The following is a 19,907-nucleotide window of genomic DNA, read 5'->3' as shown; positions in this document are numbered from 1 at the left end:
TAATGGGCAAACAAGCAATCGGTGTGATCGGGCTCGCGGTGATGGGCCGCAATCTCGCACTCAATATCGAGAGCCGCGGTTACGCGGTGTCGGTGTACAACCGCAGCCGCGAGAAAACCGACGAACTGATCGCCGAATTCCCCGGCCGCAACCTGGTGCCGACCTACACGCTCGAGGCGTTCGTCGCGTCGCTCGAAACGCCGCGCCGGATCCTGATGATGGTGAAGGCCGGTGAAGCGACCGATGCGACGATCGCATCGCTCAAGCCGCTGCTCGAGAAGGGCGACGTACTGATCGACGGCGGCAATACGCACTTCACCGACACGATCCGCCGCAACCAGGAGCTCGCGCAATCGGGCCTGCATTTCATCGGCACCGGCGTGTCGGGCGGCGAAGAGGGCGCGCTGCGCGGCCCGTCGATCATGCCCGGCGGCCAGCGCGACGCGTACGACCTCGTCGAGCCGATCCTCAAGCAGATCGCCGCGAAGGCGCCGTCGGACGGCGAGCCGTGCGTCGCATACATGGGCCCGGACGGTGCGGGCCACTACGTGAAGATGGTCCACAACGGCATCGAATACGGCGACATGCAGTTGATCGCCGAAAGCTACTCGGTGCTGAAGGACGTCGCGGGCCTGACCAACGACGAACTCGGCGCGGTGTACACCGAATGGAACCAGGGCGAGCTCGACAGCTACCTGATCGAGATCACGTCGAAGATCTTCGGCAAGAAGGATGAAGAGACCGGCAAGCATCTCGTCGACGTGATCCTCGATCGCGCCGCGCAGAAGGGCACCGGCAAGTGGACGAGCCAGAACGCGCTGGATCTCGGCGTGCCGCTGCCGCTCATCACCGAGTCGGTGTTCGCGCGCGTGCTGTCGTCGCTGAAGACCGAGCGCGTCGCGGCCAGCAAGATCCTGTCGGGCCCGGCCGCTGCGCCGTTCGACGGCGATCGCGCCGCGTTCGTCGAAGCGGTGCGCCGCGCGCTGTACCTGAGCAAGGTGATCTCGTACGCGCAGGGCTTCGCGCAACTGCGCACGGCGTCGGAAGAGTACGGCTGGAACCTCGATCTCGGGACGATCGCGAAGATCTTCCGCGCGGGCTGCATCATCCGCGCGCGCTTCCTGCAGAAGATCACGGACGCCTATGCCAAGGATCCGGCGCTCGCGAACCTGCTGCTCGACCCGTACTTCAAGGACATCGCCGCGAACTACCAGACGGCGCTGCGGGATGTCGTGGTCGCCGCGGTGAAGGCCGGCGTGCCGGTACCGGCGTTTGCGTCGGCAGTCGCGTACTTCGACAGCTACCGTTCCGAACGCCTGCCGGCGAACCTGGTGCAGGCGCAGCGCGACTTCTTCGGCGCGCACACGTTCGAGCGCACCGACAAGCCGGGCAGCTTCCACGCGAACTGGTCGTAACCGGCTCGTGGGGACAGCATTGTTGCGAAAATCTATTCTATGAATAGGGTTTCTCTATCCCGGATGCCGACATTGTTGGCTCCGGGGAAACAGTGTTTTCGTTCTTTCATGGTTTTCCCTAGGTGCTGCCGGGACTAAACTCTGTTCCATCGCTGCAGACATGGTGTGTGCGGCGGAGCAAAAAAATCCCGGAGGTAATCATGAAATCGCTGATCGCTACGTTCGCTGCAGCTGCTGTCCTCGCCGTTCCCGCCGTCTCGTTCGCTCAACAGAATGCGCCCGTCACCCGCGCACAGGTGAAGGCCGATCTCGTCGCCGTCCAGCAAGCCGGCTACAAGCTGGGCAGCGACCGCACGAACTACCCGGAAGGCATCCAGGCTGCTGAAGCGCGCCTGAACCCGCAACAAAACGTCGCCGCCGCCGACACGACCGGCTACGGCGCGCAACCGGCCGGTGCGCAAGAATCGGGCGCCCCGGCTGCTGCAAAGACCGGCTGGCAAGTCAAGCGTATCGCTGACGGCGCACCGGTCTACAAGGGTCGTTAATGATGCGGCCGCTCTGGCGGCCGGATCCGACCCCCGTAGTACAAACAGCCCGTCGTTCCGCATAGCGGAACGACGGGCTGTTTTCATGGGTGGCGCGCAACGCGCCGGCGCTCAGTGCAGCGAGCGTTTGCCGCGCCCGATATCGCGGAACAGCGCTTCGGCCGGTTCCAGCACCTGCAGCCACGTTTCGTCGTACCCGCTCAGCGTGTCGAGCGCATCGCGCAGCCGTTCGATCGCGAGGACCGGCAGCTCGACGCTGTGCCGCGTGGCGCCGGTCAGGTGCGTGACGCTCGCCAGCTGGACGAGCGCGTCCGCAGCTTCGGCGACGTCGGTCGCGAACAGCAAGTGCCGGTTGAGCAATTCGACCAGGCTGCTGGAACCGGCGAAATCGTCGGCGTCGAGCTGCACGGAGAGAAACGTCGCATTATTCATTGTCATGCTCCTCGTTGTCGTTGGCTTGTACGCTGCATCACCGAGTATAGGCGGCGATCGGAGCGGAGAATATGACGGGGCCGATACGGCGCGCGACGGCGGCCGGGCCGGCGAAAAAGCCGGCGGAAGCCCGCCGGGCGGCCCGCGCGGCGGGCTGCGCAGCTTGCCCGCACCCCGGTGCGACGCCGCAAGATTGTTGCCGGATCGGGCAACTGTCGCGGCCTTGACCGCGACAAATGGTATCTTTGCCGATCGGGACGACGCGAAAAAGGGGCCGGTGAGCTCATTCGCGCTGACGTTCCGCTGTGGAAACTGACGGCCGCGAGAGCGGTCGGATACTGGTTGATCCGGCCGTTCGGCCGGACATCGTGCGTCGCGCGCCGGGGGGCGGTGGGCGGCGCAACGACGCAAATCCGGGAGGACCCTTGAGAGAAACTATTCCCATCCACGATGCGCTGACGCGCTGGCTGCCGCAGGCAGCGCTCGTTGCCGCGGCCATCGCGCTGACGGGCTGCACGATGACGCCGTGGACCGACAGCTGGCAGCCGGCACGCCAGTCGACCCCCACGTCGGTTGCGACGCCGGGCGTGATTGCCGGCTATTACCGCGTGAACCCGGGCGATACGCTGGCAGGCGTCGCGAACGCTTACGGGCAGCGCGTGCAGGACGTCGCCAGCTGGAACCACATGGCGCCTACCGACGCCGTGTCGCCCGGCCAGGTGCTGCGCGTCGCGCCGCCGCAGGCTGCGACCTCGCCCGGGCAGCCGCTGGCGGCGGCCCAGCCGGGCTCGCTCGCATGGCCGGCCACGGGTGTTGTCGCGACACCGTTCTCGGCCGGCAAGACGCGCGGCGTCGTGATCGCCGCCTCCGGGCCCGACCATTCGGTGCGGGCCGCTGCAAACGGGCGGGTGGTCTACGCCGGGTCCGGCGTCAAGGCTTACGGTCCGCTCGTGATCCTGAAGCACGACAACGGGCTCATCACGGCCTACGGGCACAACGGCAAGCTGCTCGTCAACGAAGGCGATGCGGTGCGCCAGGGCCAGCCGGTCGCCGAAATGGGCACCGACGCGAACGGTCGTTCGACGTTCGAGTTCGAAGTCCGCCAGAACGGCAAGGTCGTCGACCCGATGAATTTCCTGCCGCGCAACGGCGGCTGACGGCCTGCAGTATCCCGTGTGCGCCGGGCGGCGCACACGTTCTCGTTTTCATCCCTCCTTGAGTGTCGCGGTACCGGACTGTCTCGCGTGATTGCCGAGCCAGCGGATGCCCAATGCGAGCGCCGCCGCGCCGAGCGCGATCAGCGAACACTGGATCGCGACCGGCAGGTAGCCGTGTGGGCGCGGATCGACGAACGGGTAGGGATACCAGTTCTCCAGCGCGCCGCGCACGAGCGTATAGCCGAGATAGACGACCGGAAAACCGAGCCACACGAACGCGCTGCTTCGCGCGATCGGCCTGCGCGGCTCGACGTAGAGCCAGTCGCACAGCATCACGAGCGGCACGATCCGGTGCAGCACCCAGTTGTTGAACGCCGGCGTGACATGGCGCAGCGCATCGAGCCGCGCCAGCAGGAGTTCGTAGACGATCGCGGTGATCAGCACGTACAGCACGGCGGCGCCGCGCATCGATTCGTAGCGGGCCGAGCCGGGGCGCGCGATGCGCCAGAGCCCCGCAGCCAGCATCGCGGCCGCGTAGAGGCTGCTCAGTTGCGTGAAGTAGCTGAGATAGTTGCCGAGACGGAAGTCCGGCAGGTGCCAGTAGTCGGCGACGCTGTGCAGCGTGGTGGATACCGCGAGCAACGCGGCGGTCAGCCGGTAGGCCGCAACGAAGAACGCTTTGCTCATGATGCCCGCGCGCCGTCGCACCAAAACTTCATCGTGCCACAGCCGTTTGCGCGCGCGATGCGGACTTTCCATATGCGGGATGTCCACGGTGCGTGTCAACGATTCGTCGGATATTTGACCGTGCCGCGTAAAACCGGACGCCCGTGCGGCTACAATCGTGAAAGCTTTGCCAGGCGCAGGGCCTGGTTGCCATCTGCGCGCCTCCCCGCATACAACACGAGACGAAGCATGAGAAACATTCTCGCGAAACAGACGCGCTACAGCTCGCCCACGATCTTCTTCCACTGGGCCATTTTCCTGCTGGTGGCGCTGGCCTACCTGGCCATCGAGATCCGCGGGCCGAAAGGCAGCGACAGCCGGGTGTTCTGGATGAACGTGCACCTCACCGCAGGCACGTTCGTGCTCGTGCTGTCGGTGCTGCGCGTGTTGTGGCGGGTCGTCAGCCGCGTGCCCGAAGCCATTCCGCAGGCGGCGCTGCTGCGCTGGCTGTCGAAGCTCGCGCATGTCGCGCTCTATGTGTTCATCATCGCGCAGCCGCTGCTCGGCATCATGATGATCAACATGGGCGGCAAGCCGGTGTCGCTCGACTGGCTCGGCGTGTCGTTCACGCTGTTCGGCCCCGACAAGGCGCTGCGGCCGACGATCAAGGAAGCGCACGAGCTGATCGGCAACGCGTTCTACTTCGTGATCGGCCTGCATGCGCTGGCCGCGCTGTATCACCATTTCATCCGGCGCGACGACGTGCTGCGTCGCATGGCGCCGTAATCGCGGGATCCGGAAACGCCCGGCAGGCGGGGGCGCATGGTTGTGCTGACAACCATGCGCCCCCGGTCCGTTTACGGTCTGCCGTGCTGGTCATTGCGCTGAACATTCTGTAACATCTCGGCTGTTTTTACATTCCGCTTACTCGTCGCCGCGCATGCTGCACCGACATCGTCACCTGACTGCCTGGCTTGGCGTGCTCGCGATCTGGATCGCGATCGCGGCGCCGCTGGTGTCGCAGTGGCGCATCGCGCAGGCGGCCACACCCGACGCAACCGTCTGCAGTACAGAGCATGGTGCACATCGGTCGGTCGATGCGGGCAGCATGCACGATCACGCGCTGCATCTCGACGCGTGCGGCTACTGCGGCTTCTTCGCCCATAGCCCCGCGATCGGCGCGCCCGCCGCCGCGTCGTTCGGCTCCATTCCCGTCGTATCCGTTGCCGCCGCCGCGCCGCCTGTCGTCGCGGCGCGCGCCGACCGCTATCCGCGCGCGTATCCACGCGCACCGCCCGAGCGCGCCTGACGCGCTGTTATCCGTTCATACCACCGCCGATATCCGTGCGGCCCGTCGCGGCCGCGTGGAGGGCGTTACTCGGGCTTTCGATCATGACCAATTTCCAGTTGCGTGCGCCGCGGGCGTCACGCAATGCCTGTGCGCGGCGCGTGCCGCGCATGTTGAAACTTACCGTTCCTGCGCTGGCTGCCGGCGCGCTGGCAGCGAGTGCCGCGGCGGCCGAAACGGCGCGCGTGGACGCCACGCCCGTGAACGAGTCGGCCACGCTGCTGCCGCCCGTCGAAGTCGTCGCATCGCCGTTGTCGACGCCGCTCGTCGTCGTCACGGATCCGAAGGCGCCGCGCCAGCCGCTGCCTGCCAGCGACGGCGCGGATTACCTGAAGACGATCCCCGGCTTCACGTCGATCCGTAGCGGCGGCACGAACGGCGACCCCGTGCTGCGCGGGATGTTCGGTTCGCGGCTGAACATCCTGGCGAACGGGATGCCGACGCTCGGCGCGTGTCCGAACCGGATGGATGCGCCGACGTCGTACATCGCGCCGGAAAGCTATGACAAGGTCACCGTCGTGAAGGGGCCGCAGTCCGTGTTGTACGGTCCCGGCGCATCGGCCGGCACCGTGCTGTTCGAGCGCGTGACGCCGCGTTTCGAGCGCCCCGGCATGCGTTTCGACGGCAGCCTGGTCGGCGGGTCGTTCGGCCGCAATGACCAGAACATCGACCTGACGGCCGGCACGCCGGACGTCTATGGCCGCGTGACCGCGAACCACGCGCATTCGCAGGACTACAAGGACGGCAACGGCAACACGGTGCCGTCGCAGTGGGACAAGTGGAACGCTGACGCGGCGCTCGGCTGGACGCCTGACGACCACACGCGCGTCGAGTTGACCGCCGGCACCGGCGACGGCTATGCGCGTTACGCGGGGCGCGGGATGGACGGCGCGCATTTCCGCCGCGAGACGTTCGGGCTGTCGTTCGACAAGCGGCATCTCGGCGACGTGCTCGACCGGATCGAGGCACGCGTGTACTACAACGAAGCCGATCACGTGATGGACAACTACACGTTGCGGCAACCCGACCCGACCAGCAGCATGCCGATGCGAATGGCCGCCGATGTGCGCCGCCGCACGGTCGGCGCGCGTGCGGCCGCGACCTTCCGCTTCGGCGACGACTTCAAGTTTGTCACGGGTGTCGACGCGCAATCGAACCGGCTCGATTCGCGCTCGTCGATGGGGCAGCAGAACTATCGCGACCAGCCGTGGGATGCGCAGGCGACGATGTGGAATGCCGGCGTGTTCGGCGAGCTGACGTGGTACGCGAGCGAAGTGTCGCGCGTGATCGGCGGCGCGCGCATCGACTATGCGAGCGCCCGCGATAAGCGCGCGATGACGAGCGGGATGATGATGAGCAAGCCGAACCCGACCTTCGACGACGATCGTTCGCGCGTGTTGCCGAGCGGCTTCGTGCGCTACGAGCGCGATCTCGCGTCGCTGCCCGTCACGTGGTACGCGGGCATCGGCCACGCGGAGCGCTATCCCGACTACTGGGAGCTGTTCTCCGCGACGCGCGGGCCGGCCGGTTCGGTCAATGCGTTCTCGGCGGTGCAGCCGGAGAAGACCACGCAGCTCGACATCGGCGCGCAGTACAAGAGCGACCGGTTCGATGCCTGGGTGTCGGCGTACGCGGGCTATGTTCAGGACTTCATCCTGTTCAACTACGCGGCCGGCATGATGGGGCCGACCACGCAGGCGACCAACGTCAACGCGCAGATCATGGGGGGCGAAGCCGGCGTGTCGTGGCGGCCGGTTGCGCCGCTGCGCGTCGAGACATCGCTCGCGTACGCGTGGGGGCGCAACGTGGCGAGCGGCGATCCGCTGCCGCAGATGCCGCCGCTCGAGGCGCGCATCGGGCTCGAATACACGCGCGGCGCATGGTCGGCCGGCGGCCTGTGGCGAATCGTTGCGCCGCAGCATCGCTATGCACTGAATGAGGGCAACGTGGTCGGCAAGGACTTCGGCCCGAGCGCCGGTTTCGGCGTGCTGTCGCTGCATACGCAGTACAACGTGAGCAAGACCGTGCAGATCTCGGTCGGCGTCGACAACGTGCTGAACAAGGCCTACACCGAGCATCTGAACCTCGCCGGCAACGCAGGTTTCGGCTATCCGGCGAATGCGCCGGTGATGGAGCCGGGCCGGACCGCCTGGGTACGCGTGAGCGCGAAGCTGTAGCCCGCAGCGCGTGTGCATTGCAGCATGCGTACGCGCGAACGCGGCCCCGCCCGAACGGGCGGGGCGCGTCAACCGATTAGAGAACCGTATCTAGTCAGGGCGCAAACGTTCGCGACTCGTGCTTCACTCCCGCATTCGACGCACACGGTGCTTGCGACGGTTGCGATGCATTGTGCGTGTCGATCCGGTTTCATTCTCACCGGCAGCACAATAATCAGGAGAACATGCATGGCCAGATCGATGCGTTCCAGGGTGGTGGCAGGGGCAGTAGCATGCGCGATGAGCGTCGCGCCGTTCGCGGGGACGACCGCGCTGATGACGCTCGCAACGACACACGCGGCGATGGCGGCGACCGCGCCCGCCGACAACTACGCGGCGACGCGCTATCCGATCATCCTCGTGCACGGGCTCACGGGCACCGACAAGTACGCCGGCGTGCTCGAGTACTGGTACGGTATCCAGGAGGATCTGCAGCAGCATGGCGCGACCGTCTACGTCGCGAACCTGTCGGGCTTCCAGAGCGACGACGGCCCGAACGGGCGCGGCGAACAGCTGCTCGCCTACGTGAAGACGGTACTCGCCGCGACGGGGGCGGCCAAGGTCAATCTCGTCGGTCACAGCCAGGGCGGGCTGACGTCGCGCTATGTCGCGGCCGTCGCGCCCGATCTCGTCGCGTCGGTGACGACGATCGGCACGCCGCATCGCGGCTCCGAGTTCGCGGATTTCGTGCAGAGCGTGCTCGCGTACGATCCGACCGGGCTGTCGTCGACAGTGATCGCGGCGTTCGTCAATGTGTTCGGTATCCTGACGAGCAGCAGTCACAACACGAATCAGGATGCGCTCGCATCGCTGAAGACGCTGACGACTTCGCAGGCGGCGACCTACAACCAGAACTATCCGAGCGCGGGCCTTGGCGCACCGGGCAGTTGCCAGACCGGCGCGCCGACGGAAACGGTCGGCGGCAACACGCATCTGCTGTATTCGTGGGCCGGCACGGCGATCCAGCCGACGCTTTCGCTGTTCGGCGTGACGGGGGCGCAGGACACGAGCACCATTCCGCTCGTCGATCCCGCAAACGCGCTCGACCCGTCGACGCTCGCGCTGTTCGGCACCGGCACGGTGATGATCAACCGTGGCTCGGGCCAGAACGACGGGCTCGTGTCGAAGTGCAGCGCGCTGTACGGCAAGGTGCTGAGCACGAGCTACAAGTGGAACCATATCGACGAGATCAACCAACTGCTCGGCGTGCGCGGCGCGTATGCGGAAGATCCGGTCGCGGTGATCCGCACGCATGCGAACCGGCTGCAGCTCGCGGGCGTGTAATCGATGACGGCACGTGAAGGGCGCGCGCCGCTGGCGCGGCGCGCAGCAATCTATGGTGTCGTGGGGCTGGCGGCGGTCGCCGGCGTCGCGATGTGGAGCGGAGCGGCGTGGCATCGCGGCTCGGGTGCGGCGGGCGATTCGCCGGATGCGGCAACGGTCGGTGGCGCGACGGCGGCACCGCCGCAGGCCGCCGTGCCGGCGAGTGCGGGCCTGCCGCCGTCGCTGGCCGGTTCCAGCGCGCCGCGGTTGCCGCTCGACGCAGGTGGCCATCTCGCGAAGTCGCGCGCGGTGCGCGATTTCTTCGACTATTGCCTGACCGCGCAGAGCGACCTGAGCGCGGCCGCGCTCGATGCATTTGTTGTGCGCGAGATCGCCGCGCAGCTCGACGGCACGGTCGCGCAGGTCGAGGCGCTCGACGTGTGGCACCGGTATCGCGCGTATCTCGACGCGCTCGCGAAATTGCGCGATGCCGGCGCGGTCGACAAGTCCGACCTCGGTGCATTGCAGCTTGCGCTCGATCAGCGCGCGTCGATCGCGTATCGCACGCTCGGCGACTGGAGCCAGCCGTTCTTCGGTGCGGAGCAGTGGCGGCAGCGTTACGATCTCGCACGCCTGAAGATCGCTCAGGATCGCTCATTGACCGATGCGCAGAAGGCCGAGCGGCTCGCGGCGCTGGAGCAGCAGATGCCGGCCGACGAACGCGCTGCGCAGGCGCGGGTTGAGCGGCAGCGCGCCGCGATCGACCAGATCGCGCAATTGCAGAAGAGCGGCGCGACACCCGATGCGATGCGCGCGCAACTGACGCAGACACTCGGCCCCGAGGCCGCCGCGCGCGTCGCGCAATTGCAGCAGGACGATGCATCGTGGCAGAGCCGTTATGCGGACTACGCGGCGCAGCGTGCGCAGATCGAATCGGCCGGCCTGTCGCCGCAGGATCGCGATGCGCAGATCGCCGCGCTGCGGCAGCGTGTGTTCACGAAGCCCGGCGAAGCCGTGCGCGCGGCTTCGCTCGATCGCGGAGCAGGTGGCGCGCAATGACGCGGGCGTTGCCGCGCGGGGCCGGCCTTATGCCGCGCGCGTGATGTCGCGCGGCAGATGCTGCTCGATGGTATCGCCGAGCGTGTCGAACGCGGGGCCGATGCCTTCGTGCGCGACGCACGCATAGCCGAGCAGCAGGCCCTGCCGCGCGGTGTCGAGGTTGCTGTAGTAGCTGGTGAGCGGGCGCACGATCACGCCCGCGTCGAATGCGCTCTGCGTGACCGCGCGATCGTCGCACGCATCGGGCAGGCCGAGCACGAGATGCAGGCCGGCCTCGTCGCCCATCACGGGCAGCGCATCGCCGAAGCGTGCGCGGATCGCGTCGATCATCAGCTGCCGGCGCTCGCCGTACAGCGTGCGCATCCGCCGGACGTGCGAAGTCAGGTGGCCGTCCATGATGAACTCGGCGAGCACCGCCTGCTGCATCAGCTGGCCTTCGCGGTACAGCTCCGACAACCCGGTGCGGAACGTATCGACCAGATGCTCGGGCACGACCATGTAGCCCATCCGGAGCCCCGGGAACAGCATCTTGCCGAGACTGCCGACGTAGATCACGCGGCCGCCGTCGTCGAGCCCCTGCAGCGACGCGAGCGGGCGGCTGCCGTAGCGGAACTCGCTGTCGTAATCGTCTTCGATGATCCAGCAGCGGTGCTGGCGCGCATATTCGAGCAGCATCCGGCGCCGCGCGAGGCTCATCACCATCCCGAGCGGGTACTGGTGCGACGGCGTGACGAGCACGAGCCGCGGCGGATGCTGCATGTCGTTGGTACGCGGGTCGAGCCCTTCCTGGTCGACCGGTACCGGCGCGAGCGTGAGGCCGGCCGCCTGCAGGACGCTGCGCACGCCCCAGTAGCACGGCTCCTCGACCCACGCGCGATCGCCGATGTCTGACAGCAGCCGCACCGCGAGATCAATTGACTGATGAATGCCCGTCGTGATGATCACCTGGTCCGGCGAGCATTTGACCGAACGCGCGACGCGCAGGTAATCGGCGAGCGCACGCCGCAATGGCCGGTAGCCGCCGCCCGGCGCATAGGTCAGCAACTCGGGGTTTGCTTCCTTCCACAGCCGCGCCTGCAGGCGGCTCCACGTGCGGCTCGGGAATTCCGACACGTCCGGCACGCCCGGCATGAACGCGCCCCACTGGCGTCGCGACACCCCCGCATGTTCGATCAGTTGCCGGCCGCGCGCCGACAGGCTGCCTTGCGCGTCCGGCAGCGGCAGATCGCCGGCGGCTGACGGCGCCGCCGCCGTGCCCGGCACGTGGATCGCCGCGGCGTCCGGCCGCGTGTCGGCCACATAGGTGCCGCTGCCGGTCGTCGTCAGCACGTAGCCTTCGGCCGTCAGCTGGTCGTACACGTGCAGCACGGTATTCCGCGCGATCGACAGGTCGCCCGCGAGCGTGCGCGAGCTCGGCAGTTTCGTCCCTGGCCCCAATTCCCCGGTCAGGATGGCCTGCTGCATCAGTTGCAGCAACTGCCGGTACATCGGCTCCGGCGAGCTGCGGTCGAGGCGGGCGGAGAGCCAGTCGGCGACGATCACGGTATCCAAAGTGGTCCTACTTGGAATATTGAAATGGTTCCCTATTGTAGAACCGTGCGCGCCGTATAGTGGCTCGCATCTCAAAATCAATTGTCGCGAAGCAAGGGGACAGCCACGATGAAGTCCGATGATGTGATCGTCAGCTTTCGCGGCGTGCGGAAGACCTACGACGGCGAAACGCTGGTCGTCAAATCGCTCGACCTCGACATCCACCGAGGGGAATTCCTGACGCTGCTCGGGCCGTCCGGCTCGGGCAAGACCACCTGCCTGATGATGCTCGCCGGCTTCGAATTCCCGACCGGCGGCGAGATCCGCCTCGACGGCGAGCTGCTGAACAACGTGCCGCCGCACAAGCGCAACATCGGCATGGTGTTCCAGAACTACGCGCTGTTCCCGCACCTGACGGTCGAACAGAACGTCGCGTATCCGCTGACCGTGCGCAAGCTGCCGGCCGGCGAGCGCGCGGACCGCGTCGCGCATGCGCTGAAGATGGTGCAGATGGAGCGTTTCGCGAAACGCTATCCGGCGCAGTTGTCGGGCGGCCAGCAGCAGCGCATTGCCCTGGCGCGCGCACTCGTGTTCGAGCCGAAGCTGGTGCTGATGGACGAGCCGCTCGGCGCGCTCGACAAACAGTTGCGCGAACACATGCAGTACGAACTGAAGGCGCTGCACGAAAAGCTCGGCGTGACCTTCGTCTACGTGACGCACGACCAGGGCGAGGCGCTGACGATGTCGGACCGCGTCGCCGTGTTCGACAAGGGCATCGTGCAGCAGCTCGACACCGTCGATCGCCTGTACGAATCGCCGTGCAACGAATTCGTCGCGAACTTTATCGGCGACAGCAACCGGCTGCGCGGCACCATCGCGCGCGTCGACGGCGATTTCTGCGAGTTCCGGCTCGACGACGGCACGAAGCTCGTCGGCCGCCATATTGGCGAAGCCGCCGAGGGCGCAGCGGCCGTCGCGTGCATCCGCCCCGAACGCATGAGCCTCGCTGTCAACGGCCACGCGAACGGCGCCGCCAACCGCCTGAGCGGCGAAGCACGCAGCCTCATCTATTTCGGCGATCACGTGCGCATGCGCTGCGCGCTGCCAGGCCAGGACGAATGCTTCGTGAAGGTGCCGCTCGGCACCGGTGCGCTCGACGCTTTCTCGCCCGGCGCGCCCGTTTCGCTCGCATTCGCACCCGAACACCTGCGTGTGTTCGCGTAACCCCGGTTTCCCTGCTTTTCCGCCGCACGTCGTCAACAACAAAGCCCACTTCCACCACGAGAGGAGAGGAACCATCATGAAACGAGCAAGCTTTAACGCGCGCCGCACGGCACTCGCACTGGCGCTGATCGCGTTCGGTGCATCGGCATCGGCTGCGGAACTCACGGTCGTCAACTTCGGCGGCGCGAACGGCGACGCGCAGAAGGTCGCGTTCAACCAGCCGTTCGAGAAGGCGACCGGCAACAAGGTCACCGCCGTCGAGTACAACGGCGAGCAGGCGAAGGTGAAGGCGATGGTCGAGGCGAAGCACGTCAACTGGGACGTGGTCGAAGTCGAATCGGGCGACCTGAACCGCGGCTGCGACGAAGGGCTCTACGAGAAGCTCGACTGGTCGAAGATCGCGAAGAAGTCGGACCTGATTCCGGAATCGCCGCAAGTGTGCGGCGTGGGCTTCTTCGTGTGGTCGACGGCGCTGTCGTACAACGCAGACAAGCTGAAGTCGGCGCCGACCGGCTGGGCCGATTTCTGGAACGTGAAGAAATTCCCGGGCAAGCGCGGGATGCGCAAGGGCGCACGCTATAACCTCGAGTTCGCGCTGATGGCCGACGGCGTCGCGACGAAGGACGTCTACAAGGTGCTCGGCACGAAGGCGGGCCAGGACCGCGCGTTCAAGAAGCTCGACGAGCTGAAGCCGTACATCCAGTGGTGGGAAGCGGGCGCACAGCCGCCGCAGTTCCTCGTCGCCGGCGACGTCGTGATGTCGACCGCGTACAACGGCCGCATCGATGCCGCGCAGAAGGAAGGCAAGAACCTCAAGGTCGTGTGGAACGGCAGCATCTACGACCTCGACTACTGGGCGATTCCGAAGGGCTCGCCGAACAAGGCGCTGGCCGAGCAGTACATCGCGTATTCGCTGACGCCGAAGCCGCAGCAGGCGTATGCGCAGCACATCGCGTACGGCCCGTCGAACATCGCGGCGATCAAGTCGCTCGACGCGAAGACGCTCGCGAACCTGCCGAACTCGCCGGCCAACGGCAAGAACGCGGTGCTGGAGGACATCGGTTTCTGGACCGACCACAGCGACGAGCTCGAGCAGCGCTTCGCCGCATGGGCAACGAAGTAACCGGTCAGGCATCCTGACAGGTGCCCTGATGCAACCGGCCGCGCGACGCGTCGAACGCGTCGCGCGGCATTCCGCCGGCGCGTGCCCGGCCGGAGAGAACCGTTGAATACGTTGACGATCGCACCTTCCTCGCCGTCGAACGCCGCGCTCAAGCGCGAGCTGAAGGCTGCCGAGGCCCGCAAGCGCACGATGGCGCTGCTGCTGGTCGCGCCGCTCGCGATTTTCCTGCTGCTGATTTTCGTCGTGCCGATCGGCACGCTGCTCACGCGTGCCGTGCAGAACCCCGAGATCGCGACCGCATTGCCGAACACGGTCGCCGCGCTGTCGGGCTGGGACCGCAAGGCGCCGCCGGCCGACGCCGCGTATGTCGCGCTCGCGGCCGACATGACGAAGGTGGCCGACAGCGAGGCGATGGGTGCGCTCGCGCGGCGCCTGAACACCGAGATTCCCGGCTATCGCTCGCTCGTCGCGAAGACGGCGCGCGCGATGCCGCTGAAGGGCGACAACGACGCGGCGCCGACGCCCGCGCAGACGCGCGCGAAATTCATCGACCTCGACTCGCGCTGGGGCGATGTCGCGTACTGGCAAGCGATCGCGAAGAACGGCAGCCAGGTGTCGCCGTTCTACCTGCTCGCCGCGCTCGACCACAAGCAGGACGGCTTCGGCCACATCGTGCCGGCCGATCCCGACCAGTCGATCTACCTCGCGATCTTCGGTCGCACGTTCGTGATCGGCATCGCCGTCACGCTCTTTGCGCTGCTCCTCGGTTATCCGCTTGCGTACTGGATCTCGACGCTGTCGGAGCGGCGCGCGAACCTCGTGATGATCCTCGTGCTGATTCCGTTCTGGACGTCGGTGCTCGTGCGCGTCGCCGCGTGGATCGTGCTGCTGCAGAGCGAAGGGTTGATCAACACGGCGCTGATCGGCAGCGGGCTGATCTCGCAGCCGCTGACGCTGCTGTTCAATCGCGTCGGCGTGTACATCTCGATGACGCACATCCTGCTGCCGTTCATGATCCTGCCGCTGTACAGCGTGATGAAGTCGATTCCGCCGACCTACCAGCGTGCGGCCGTGTCGCTCGGCAGCCATCCGTTCGCCGCGTTCTGGCGCGTGTACGTGCCGCAGACCTATCCGGGCGTCGGCGCGGGCGCGCTGCTCGTGTTCATCCTCGCGATCGGCTACTACATCACGCCCGCGCTGCTGGGCGGGCCGAATGACCAGATGGTCAGCTACTACGTCGCGTACTTCACGAACGTGACGATCAACTGGGGCATGGCGTGCGCGCTCGGCGGGCTGCTGCTTGCGGCGACGCTCGTGCTGTACGCGGTGTACGGGCGCTTCACGCGCACCAACGTGAGCCTCGGCTGAGCGTCCGGACCGGCACACGCAACGAAACGGGAAGGGGATTCCGATCATGAAACTCGCCAGGCCGCTGTTCGCGCCGCACATGTCGTTCGTCGAGCGCGCGTGGTACGTCGCATTGCGCGTGCTCGTCGTGCTGACGCTGCTGTACCTGATCCTGCCGGTGCTCGCGATCGTGCCGCTGTCGTTCTCGTCGAGCACGTTCCTCGTCTATCCGATCCCGGGCTTCTCGATGCGCTGGTACGAGAACCTGATCGCGTCGGACGAGTGGCGGATGGCCGCGAAGAACAGCTTCATCGTCGCGCCGTCGGCGACCGTCGTCGCGACCGTGCTCGGCACGCTCGCCGCGATCGGCCTCACGAAGGCCGACTTCCGCGGCAAGGGGCTGCTGATGGCCGTGCTGCTGTCGCCGATGATCGTGCCGGTCGTGGTGGTGGGCGTCGGCATGTACCTGTTCTTCGCGCCGCTCGGGCTCGCGAACACCTATACGGGGCTGATTGCCGCGCACGCGGCGCTCGGCGTGCCGTTCGTCGTGACGACGGTCGCCGCGACGCTGCAGGGCTTCAACCAGAACCTCGTGCGTGCGAGCCTGTCGCTCGGCGCGAACCCGGTGTCGACTTTCTTCCGCGTGACGCTGCCGGTGATCGCGCCGGGCGTGATGTCGGGCGCGCTGTTCGCGTTCGCGACGTCGTTCGACGAAGTGGTCGTCACGCTGTTCCTCGCGGGCGCGGACCAGACGACGTTGCCGCGCCAGATGTTCACGGGTATCCGCGAGAACATCAGCCCGACGATCGCTGCGCTCGCCACGATCCTGATCGTCTTCTCGACGAGCCTGCTGCTGGCGCTCGAATGGCTGCGCGGGCGCAATGCACGGCGCGCGGTGAGCTGACACTTCGAGTACGGCATTTGCTTTCATTTCGCTGACTGACGACGCGGCCGCCTGCACGTTCGATGCGGCTCTGCAACAATACGGGGCGCAGTGGCGTGCGCTCCGGGCGGTCCGGCCGGAACGCCGCCGCGAGTTCAATCCGCGACGCGGCGTCACGCGCCGCTCGTCAGCCGAGCCCGATCTTGTCCGAATTCGCTTCCCCCGCCGGCGCCCATGAGCCGGCCGTCAACTGGCGCGCGATGTCCGCGGTGCTGCTGGCCGTCGCGCTCGCGACGCTCGACACCGCGATCGCGAACACCGCGCTGCCCGCGATCGCCACCGACCTGCATGCGTCGCCGGCCGCTTCCGTATGGATCATCAACGCGTATCAGCTTGCGATGGTCGCGACGCTGCTGCCGTTCGCGTCGCTCGGCGACATCGTCGGCCACAAGCGCGTGTACATCGCCGGGCTCGCGGTGTTCACGCTCGCATCGCTCGGCTGTTCGCTCGCGTCGACGCTGCCGATGCTGACGGCCGCGCGGATCGTGCAGGGTTTCGGCGCGAGCGCGATCATGAGCGTCAACGTCGCGCTGATCCGCGGGCTGTTTCCCGCGCACCGGCTCGGGCGCGGCGTCGGCTTCAACGCGCTCGTCGTCGGCGTGTCGTTCGCGGTGGGGCCGACGATCGCGTCGCTGATCCTGTCGGTTGCCGCGTGGCCGTGGCTGTTCGCGGTGAACGTGCCGCTCGGCGTATTCGCGCTTGCCGTGGCGATTCCGTCGCTGCCGCAGACGGCACGCGGCAAACATGCGTTCGACCCGGTTGCCGCGCTGTTCAACGTGATCACGTTTGCGTCGCTGATCTTCGCGCTCGGCGAATTCGCGCAGCGCGGGCCGCTTTCGATCGTGTTCGCGTCGGCCACGGTTGCGCTCGCGTTCGGCTGGCTGCTGATCCGCCGCCAGGCCGGGCACCCGGCGCCGATGCTGCCGGTCGACCTGTTTCGCCGGCCCGTGTTCACGCTGTCCGCACTGACGGCCGTGTGCGCGTTCGCCGCGCAGGGGCTCGCGTTCGTGTCGCTGCCGTTCTATTTCGAAACCGTCCTGCATCGCAGCGCGGTCGAGACGGGCTTCCTGATGACGCCGTGGTCGGCGATCGTCGCGTTCGCCGCGCCGATCGCGGGCCGGTTGTCGGATCGTTATCCGCCCGGTCTGCTCGGCGCGATCGGGCTCGCGTTGCTGAGCGCCGGCATGGTGTCGCTCGCCGCGCTGCCGGTGTCGCCGGGCGTCGTCGACATCGGCTGGCGGATGATGCTGTGCGGGGCGGGCTTCGGCTTCTTCCAGTCGCCGAACCTGAAGGCGCTGATGTCGAGCGCGCCGCCCGAGCGCAGCGGCGGCGCGAGCGGGATCATCGCGACCGCGCGGCTGATCGGGCAGGCAACGGGAGCGGCGCTCGTCGCATTGTCGTTCGGGATCGCGGGGCGTCACGGGCCGACTCTTGCGTTGATGCTCGGGGCGGGGTTCGCCGGCGCGGCGAGCGTCGCGAGCGGGCTGCGGCTGTTTGCACCGTCGCATCGCAACGGTGCGCCGGCCACGTCGGCACGCGTGAAGGAGCGGGCGACGGAGTAGGGCGCGGGACGGTCACAAACCGGCGCGCGGCAAACGCCGCCGCGCGCCGGCCTTCATGCATCGCTCAGAACCCGCCCGACTTGATCAGCTGGTTGAGGTTCGCGATGTTCAGGCTGCCGAAGCCGGTCGTCAGATCCCAACCGGTGCCGGCGGTATAGCCATACCCCTGATAGCCGTTGTTGCCCGACACGACGTCATAGCGCACGAGCGACGGATGCGACGGCACGTCCGCATAGAAGTTGCCGGCCGGGAAACCGAGGCCCGTGCCGTTCGCCGCGAGCAGACGCGCCCAGAAGCCCGTGAAGATCGGTGCGGCGAGGCTCGTGCCGCCGATCTGCTGCAACTGGCCGTAGTTGTAGATGTACGCCCCCGTGCTTTGCGCGGCGTCGAATGAAACGTCCGGCAACTGGCGGTTGCTGCCCGACTGCCACGACGGAGCGGGCAGGATCGTGCTGACGCCGCCGCCCGTCGCCCACAGCTTGCCGTTGCCGTCGAGCCCTTCGTTCCACACCGTCTCGTTCGAGAACGCGCCTGCCGACGTCGTGTAGAGCGTCGTGCCGCCGATCGCGAGGACGTGCGGCGACGAGGCCGGCCACGACACCGTGTAGTTCGAGCCGTCCGGGTAGCCGCGGTTGTTGCACTCGTACACGCCTTCGTCGCCCGACGACACCGAGAACGTCTGGCCTTGCGCCGCTGCCGTCGTGAAGATCTGCTCCTCGGCGTCGATCGTGCCGTCCGCGTTCGCGTCGGTTTCGCACCAGCCGAGCGACACGTTGATCACCTTCGCGGTGTTGTCCGACACCGCGCGGTTGAACGCCTGCGTGAGGCCCGTGTTGCCGGCGGCGTTGAGGTCCGCCATGTAGAACACGAGCTTGCCGACCTGGCCGCCGGCCGAGCCGACGATCGACTGGCTGTCGAGATCCCATTCGCCCTGGCCGTCCTGGTCGTCGGTGTAGCTGCCGCCCGAGCCGTTGGTCTTGACGGTCTGCGTTGCGACCGCGCCATAGCCGTTGCTCGACGTGAACTGCTTCAGGTCCTGCAGCGTCTGCGACACGCCGCCGATCGTGATGATGCCGACGGTCACGCCGGCCGCGGTCGGCACGCCGGTCGCGTTGTAGAGGCCCGGGAATTCCTTCGGATAGTGGCCCGTCGCCGTGCCTGCCGCGAGTGCCTGCGGCTTGGCCACGTTGCCGATGCGCAGCATCGGCCGTGCGTGCGCGACGCTCTGCAGCCCGAGCACCGAGCCGACGACGTCGGCGAGGGCGCGCGGCACCTGCGCGGTCGACGCATTGGCGAAGCCCGAACGGCCCGCGTACTGGAAGTGCACGAGCGACGTATTGAAGGCCGTCTTCACCGTGCCGGCCGTGCCGCTGGCGGACACCAGCAGCCGGTTCGGCGCGACTTCGACGTTCACGAAGCCGCTCTTGTGCAGATAGTCGACGACCGACTTCACCTGCGCATCCGTCGGCGCATAGTTGGCGAGGAACTGCTCGTGCGTCAGGTACTTGCGGTAATGCGCGCTGCCGGGCCGGTTCACGTCGCGCGCCAGTTGCTTGAGCTGCGCGGCGTTGCGCAGCTTCAGGCTGACGACGACGTTGGTCGTTTCACCGGCTGCCAGTTCGAGCGACGGCGCCGCACTGCGCGCCATCAACTGCGGGCCGGTCAGAAAGGCCTTCGTATGAGTATCGACCCAATCCGTCGCCGCATGCGCCGCGGCTGCGGCGAACACGAGCGGTGCCACGCACGCGAGGCGGCGGGGCGACGGAAGGGGAAGGGCAAACCAGGCGTTCCTTTTCATCGGGAGTCCTTTTTTAGGAGAGGCGACGTTACTGGAACCCCCGGCCCTTGTGGGGCCGCGAGCGGTGACGAGCGTAGGGCGTCGGTGCCGTTCGGGTAGCTGCCATTTTCCATAGCTGGTAGTTCTGACATCGTTGCGTGCGCACGCGCCTGTCGCGTCGTGCGTGCAAGCGATGGCCGGTCCGGCGAGCGGAACCGGTTCGCGGCACGGGGGCACGACGAGTCGCGACGTTCGCACGCACGAGTCATTCGTCGCGGCATCGGAACGTGCGCGATCGCG

17 protein-coding genes are annotated in these 19,907 nt (G+C 67.2%); 13 read left to right on the top strand and 4 right to left on the bottom strand.

Annotated elements, in window-relative coordinates:
- The first annotated feature begins 2 nt into the window (after positions 1-2).
- Complete coding sequence (gndA, locus tag BLA15945_RS14750; RefSeq protein WP_059237279.1) at positions 3-1,415, top strand: NADP-dependent phosphogluconate dehydrogenase; 1,413 nt, start codon at positions 3-5, stop codon at positions 1,413-1,415.
- Positions 1,416-1,615: 200 nt separating this feature from the next.
- Positions 1,616-1,960: a DUF4148 domain-containing protein gene (locus BLA15945_RS14745; protein ID WP_174992744.1), complete on the top strand. Its 345-nt coding sequence runs from the start codon at positions 1,616-1,618 to the stop codon at positions 1,958-1,960.
- A gap of 111 nt (positions 1,961-2,071) precedes the next feature.
- On the opposite strand, the gene BLA15945_RS14740 is transcribed toward BLA15945_RS14745, so the two are convergent.
- On the bottom strand, positions 2,072-2,392 hold the full coding sequence (locus BLA15945_RS14740; RefSeq protein ID WP_059237277.1) for a hypothetical protein: 321 nt from the start codon (positions 2,390-2,392) through the stop codon (positions 2,072-2,074).
- Positions 2,393-2,817: 425 nt separating this feature from the next.
- On the opposite strand from BLA15945_RS14740, the gene BLA15945_RS14735 reads away from it, so the two are divergent.
- Positions 2,818-3,549, top strand: a complete 732-nt coding sequence (locus tag BLA15945_RS14735; RefSeq protein WP_059237276.1) for a peptidoglycan DD-metalloendopeptidase family protein — start codon at positions 2,818-2,820, stop codon at positions 3,547-3,549.
- A 48-nt stretch (positions 3,550-3,597) separates the two neighbouring features.
- On the opposite strand, the gene BLA15945_RS14730 is transcribed toward BLA15945_RS14735, so the two are convergent.
- Positions 3,598-4,236 (bottom strand): Pr6Pr family membrane protein, encoded by a 639-nt coding sequence (locus BLA15945_RS14730; RefSeq protein ID WP_059240766.1) that lies wholly within the window; start codon positions 4,234-4,236, stop codon positions 3,598-3,600.
- Positions 4,237-4,464: 228 nt separating this feature from the next.
- On the opposite strand from BLA15945_RS14730, the gene BLA15945_RS14725 reads away from it, so the two are divergent.
- The 5 genes from BLA15945_RS14725 (at position 4,465) to BLA15945_RS14705 (ending at position 10,101) form a co-directional block, all read left to right on the top strand.
- Positions 4,465-5,001 carry a cytochrome b gene (locus BLA15945_RS14725; protein WP_174992743.1) on the top strand — a complete coding sequence of 179 codons (537 nt, stop codon included), beginning with the start codon at positions 4,465-4,467 and terminating at the stop codon, positions 4,999-5,001.
- Positions 5,002-5,155: 154 nt separating this feature from the next.
- Positions 5,156-5,524 carry a DUF2946 domain-containing protein gene (locus BLA15945_RS14720; protein WP_174992742.1) on the top strand — a complete coding sequence of 123 codons (369 nt, stop codon included), beginning with the start codon at positions 5,156-5,158 and terminating at the stop codon, positions 5,522-5,524.
- 83 nt (positions 5,525-5,607) lie between these two features.
- Entirely contained in the window at positions 5,608-7,740 is a 2,133-nt protein-coding gene (locus tag BLA15945_RS14715; protein ID WP_174992741.1) for a TonB-dependent copper receptor, read from the top strand.
- A 228-nt stretch (positions 7,741-7,968) separates the two neighbouring features.
- The gene (locus BLA15945_RS14710) at positions 7,969-9,063 is read left to right on the top strand and encodes a triacylglycerol lipase (protein ID WP_174992740.1); all 1,095 of its coding nucleotides are present in this window, start codon (positions 7,969-7,971) and stop codon (positions 9,061-9,063) included.
- 3 nt (positions 9,064-9,066) lie between these two features.
- Positions 9,067-10,101: a lipase secretion chaperone gene (locus BLA15945_RS14705; RefSeq protein ID WP_059237271.1), complete on the top strand. Its 1,035-nt coding sequence runs from the start codon at positions 9,067-9,069 to the stop codon at positions 10,099-10,101.
- A gap of 27 nt (positions 10,102-10,128) precedes the next feature.
- On the opposite strand, the gene pdxR is transcribed toward BLA15945_RS14705, so the two are convergent.
- On the bottom strand, positions 10,129-11,652 hold the full coding sequence (gene pdxR, locus BLA15945_RS14700; RefSeq protein WP_174992739.1) for a MocR-like pyridoxine biosynthesis transcription factor PdxR: 1,524 nt from the start codon (positions 11,650-11,652) through the stop codon (positions 10,129-10,131).
- 108 nt (positions 11,653-11,760) lie between these two features.
- On the opposite strand from pdxR, the gene BLA15945_RS14695 reads away from it, so the two are divergent.
- From BLA15945_RS14695 to BLA15945_RS14675, 5 genes are all read left to right on the top strand, one after another.
- Positions 11,761-12,855, top strand: a complete 1,095-nt coding sequence (locus tag BLA15945_RS14695; protein WP_059237269.1) for an ABC transporter ATP-binding protein — start codon at positions 11,761-11,763, stop codon at positions 12,853-12,855.
- A 76-nt stretch (positions 12,856-12,931) separates the two neighbouring features.
- Positions 12,932-13,978, top strand: coding sequence for an ABC transporter substrate-binding protein (locus tag BLA15945_RS14690; RefSeq protein WP_059237268.1), 1,047 nt, complete (start codon positions 12,932-12,934; stop codon positions 13,976-13,978).
- 111 nt (positions 13,979-14,089) lie between these two features.
- Complete coding sequence (locus BLA15945_RS14685; protein WP_174992791.1) at positions 14,090-15,346, top strand: ABC transporter permease; 1,257 nt, start codon at positions 14,090-14,092, stop codon at positions 15,344-15,346.
- Between the two features lie 46 nt (positions 15,347-15,392).
- Positions 15,393-16,229, top strand: a complete 837-nt coding sequence (locus BLA15945_RS14680) for an ABC transporter permease (protein WP_059237266.1) — start codon at positions 15,393-15,395, stop codon at positions 16,227-16,229.
- Between the two features lie 182 nt (positions 16,230-16,411).
- Positions 16,412-17,830 (top strand): MFS transporter, encoded by a 1,419-nt coding sequence (locus BLA15945_RS14675; RefSeq protein ID WP_174992738.1) that lies wholly within the window; start codon positions 16,412-16,414, stop codon positions 17,828-17,830.
- Positions 17,831-17,894: 64 nt separating this feature from the next.
- Here the strand turns inward: BLA15945_RS14675 and BLA15945_RS14670 are convergent, their stop codons facing one another.
- Positions 17,895-19,628 carry a S53 family peptidase gene (locus BLA15945_RS14670; protein ID WP_059237265.1) on the bottom strand — a complete coding sequence of 578 codons (1,734 nt, stop codon included), beginning with the start codon at positions 19,626-19,628 and terminating at the stop codon, positions 17,895-17,897.
- Between the last annotated feature and the right edge of the window lie 279 nt (positions 19,629-19,907).

Source organism: Burkholderia arboris (genome assembly GCF_902499125.1).
Lineage (GTDB): Bacteria > Pseudomonadota > Gammaproteobacteria > Burkholderiales > Burkholderiaceae > Burkholderia > Burkholderia arboris.
Note: the sequence above shows the minus strand (reverse complement) of the source record. Positions and strands in the feature narration are given on the sequence as shown.

Coding starts and splice junctions, on each gene's coding strand:
- gndA (WP_059237279.1), top strand. CDS start 3: ATGGGCAAACAAGCAATCGGTGTGATCGGGCTCGCGGTGATGGGCCGC.
- BLA15945_RS14745 (WP_174992744.1), top strand. CDS start 1,616: ATGAAATCGCTGATCGCTACGTTCGCTGCAGCTGCTGTCCTCGCCGTT.
- BLA15945_RS14740 (WP_059237277.1), bottom strand. CDS start 2,392: ATGAATAATGCGACGTTTCTCTCCGTGCAGCTCGACGCCGACGATTTC.
- BLA15945_RS14730 (WP_059240766.1), bottom strand. CDS start 4,236: ATGAGCAAAGCGTTCTTCGTTGCGGCCTACCGGCTGACCGCCGCGTTG.
- BLA15945_RS14725 (WP_174992743.1), top strand. CDS start 4,465: ATGAGAAACATTCTCGCGAAACAGACGCGCTACAGCTCGCCCACGATC.
- BLA15945_RS14720 (WP_174992742.1), top strand. CDS start 5,156: ATGCTGCACCGACATCGTCACCTGACTGCCTGGCTTGGCGTGCTCGCG.
- BLA15945_RS14715 (WP_174992741.1), top strand. CDS start 5,608: ATGACCAATTTCCAGTTGCGTGCGCCGCGGGCGTCACGCAATGCCTGT.
- BLA15945_RS14710 (WP_174992740.1), top strand. CDS start 7,969: ATGGCCAGATCGATGCGTTCCAGGGTGGTGGCAGGGGCAGTAGCATGC.
- BLA15945_RS14705 (WP_059237271.1), top strand. CDS start 9,067: ATGACGGCACGTGAAGGGCGCGCGCCGCTGGCGCGGCGCGCAGCAATC.
- BLA15945_RS14695 (WP_059237269.1), top strand. CDS start 11,761: ATGAAGTCCGATGATGTGATCGTCAGCTTTCGCGGCGTGCGGAAGACC.
- BLA15945_RS14690 (WP_059237268.1), top strand. CDS start 12,932: ATGAAACGAGCAAGCTTTAACGCGCGCCGCACGGCACTCGCACTGGCG.
- BLA15945_RS14680 (WP_059237266.1), top strand. CDS start 15,393: ATGAAACTCGCCAGGCCGCTGTTCGCGCCGCACATGTCGTTCGTCGAG.
- BLA15945_RS14670 (WP_059237265.1), bottom strand. CDS start 19,628: ATGAAAAGGAACGCCTGGTTTGCCCTTCCCCTTCCGTCGCCCCGCCGC.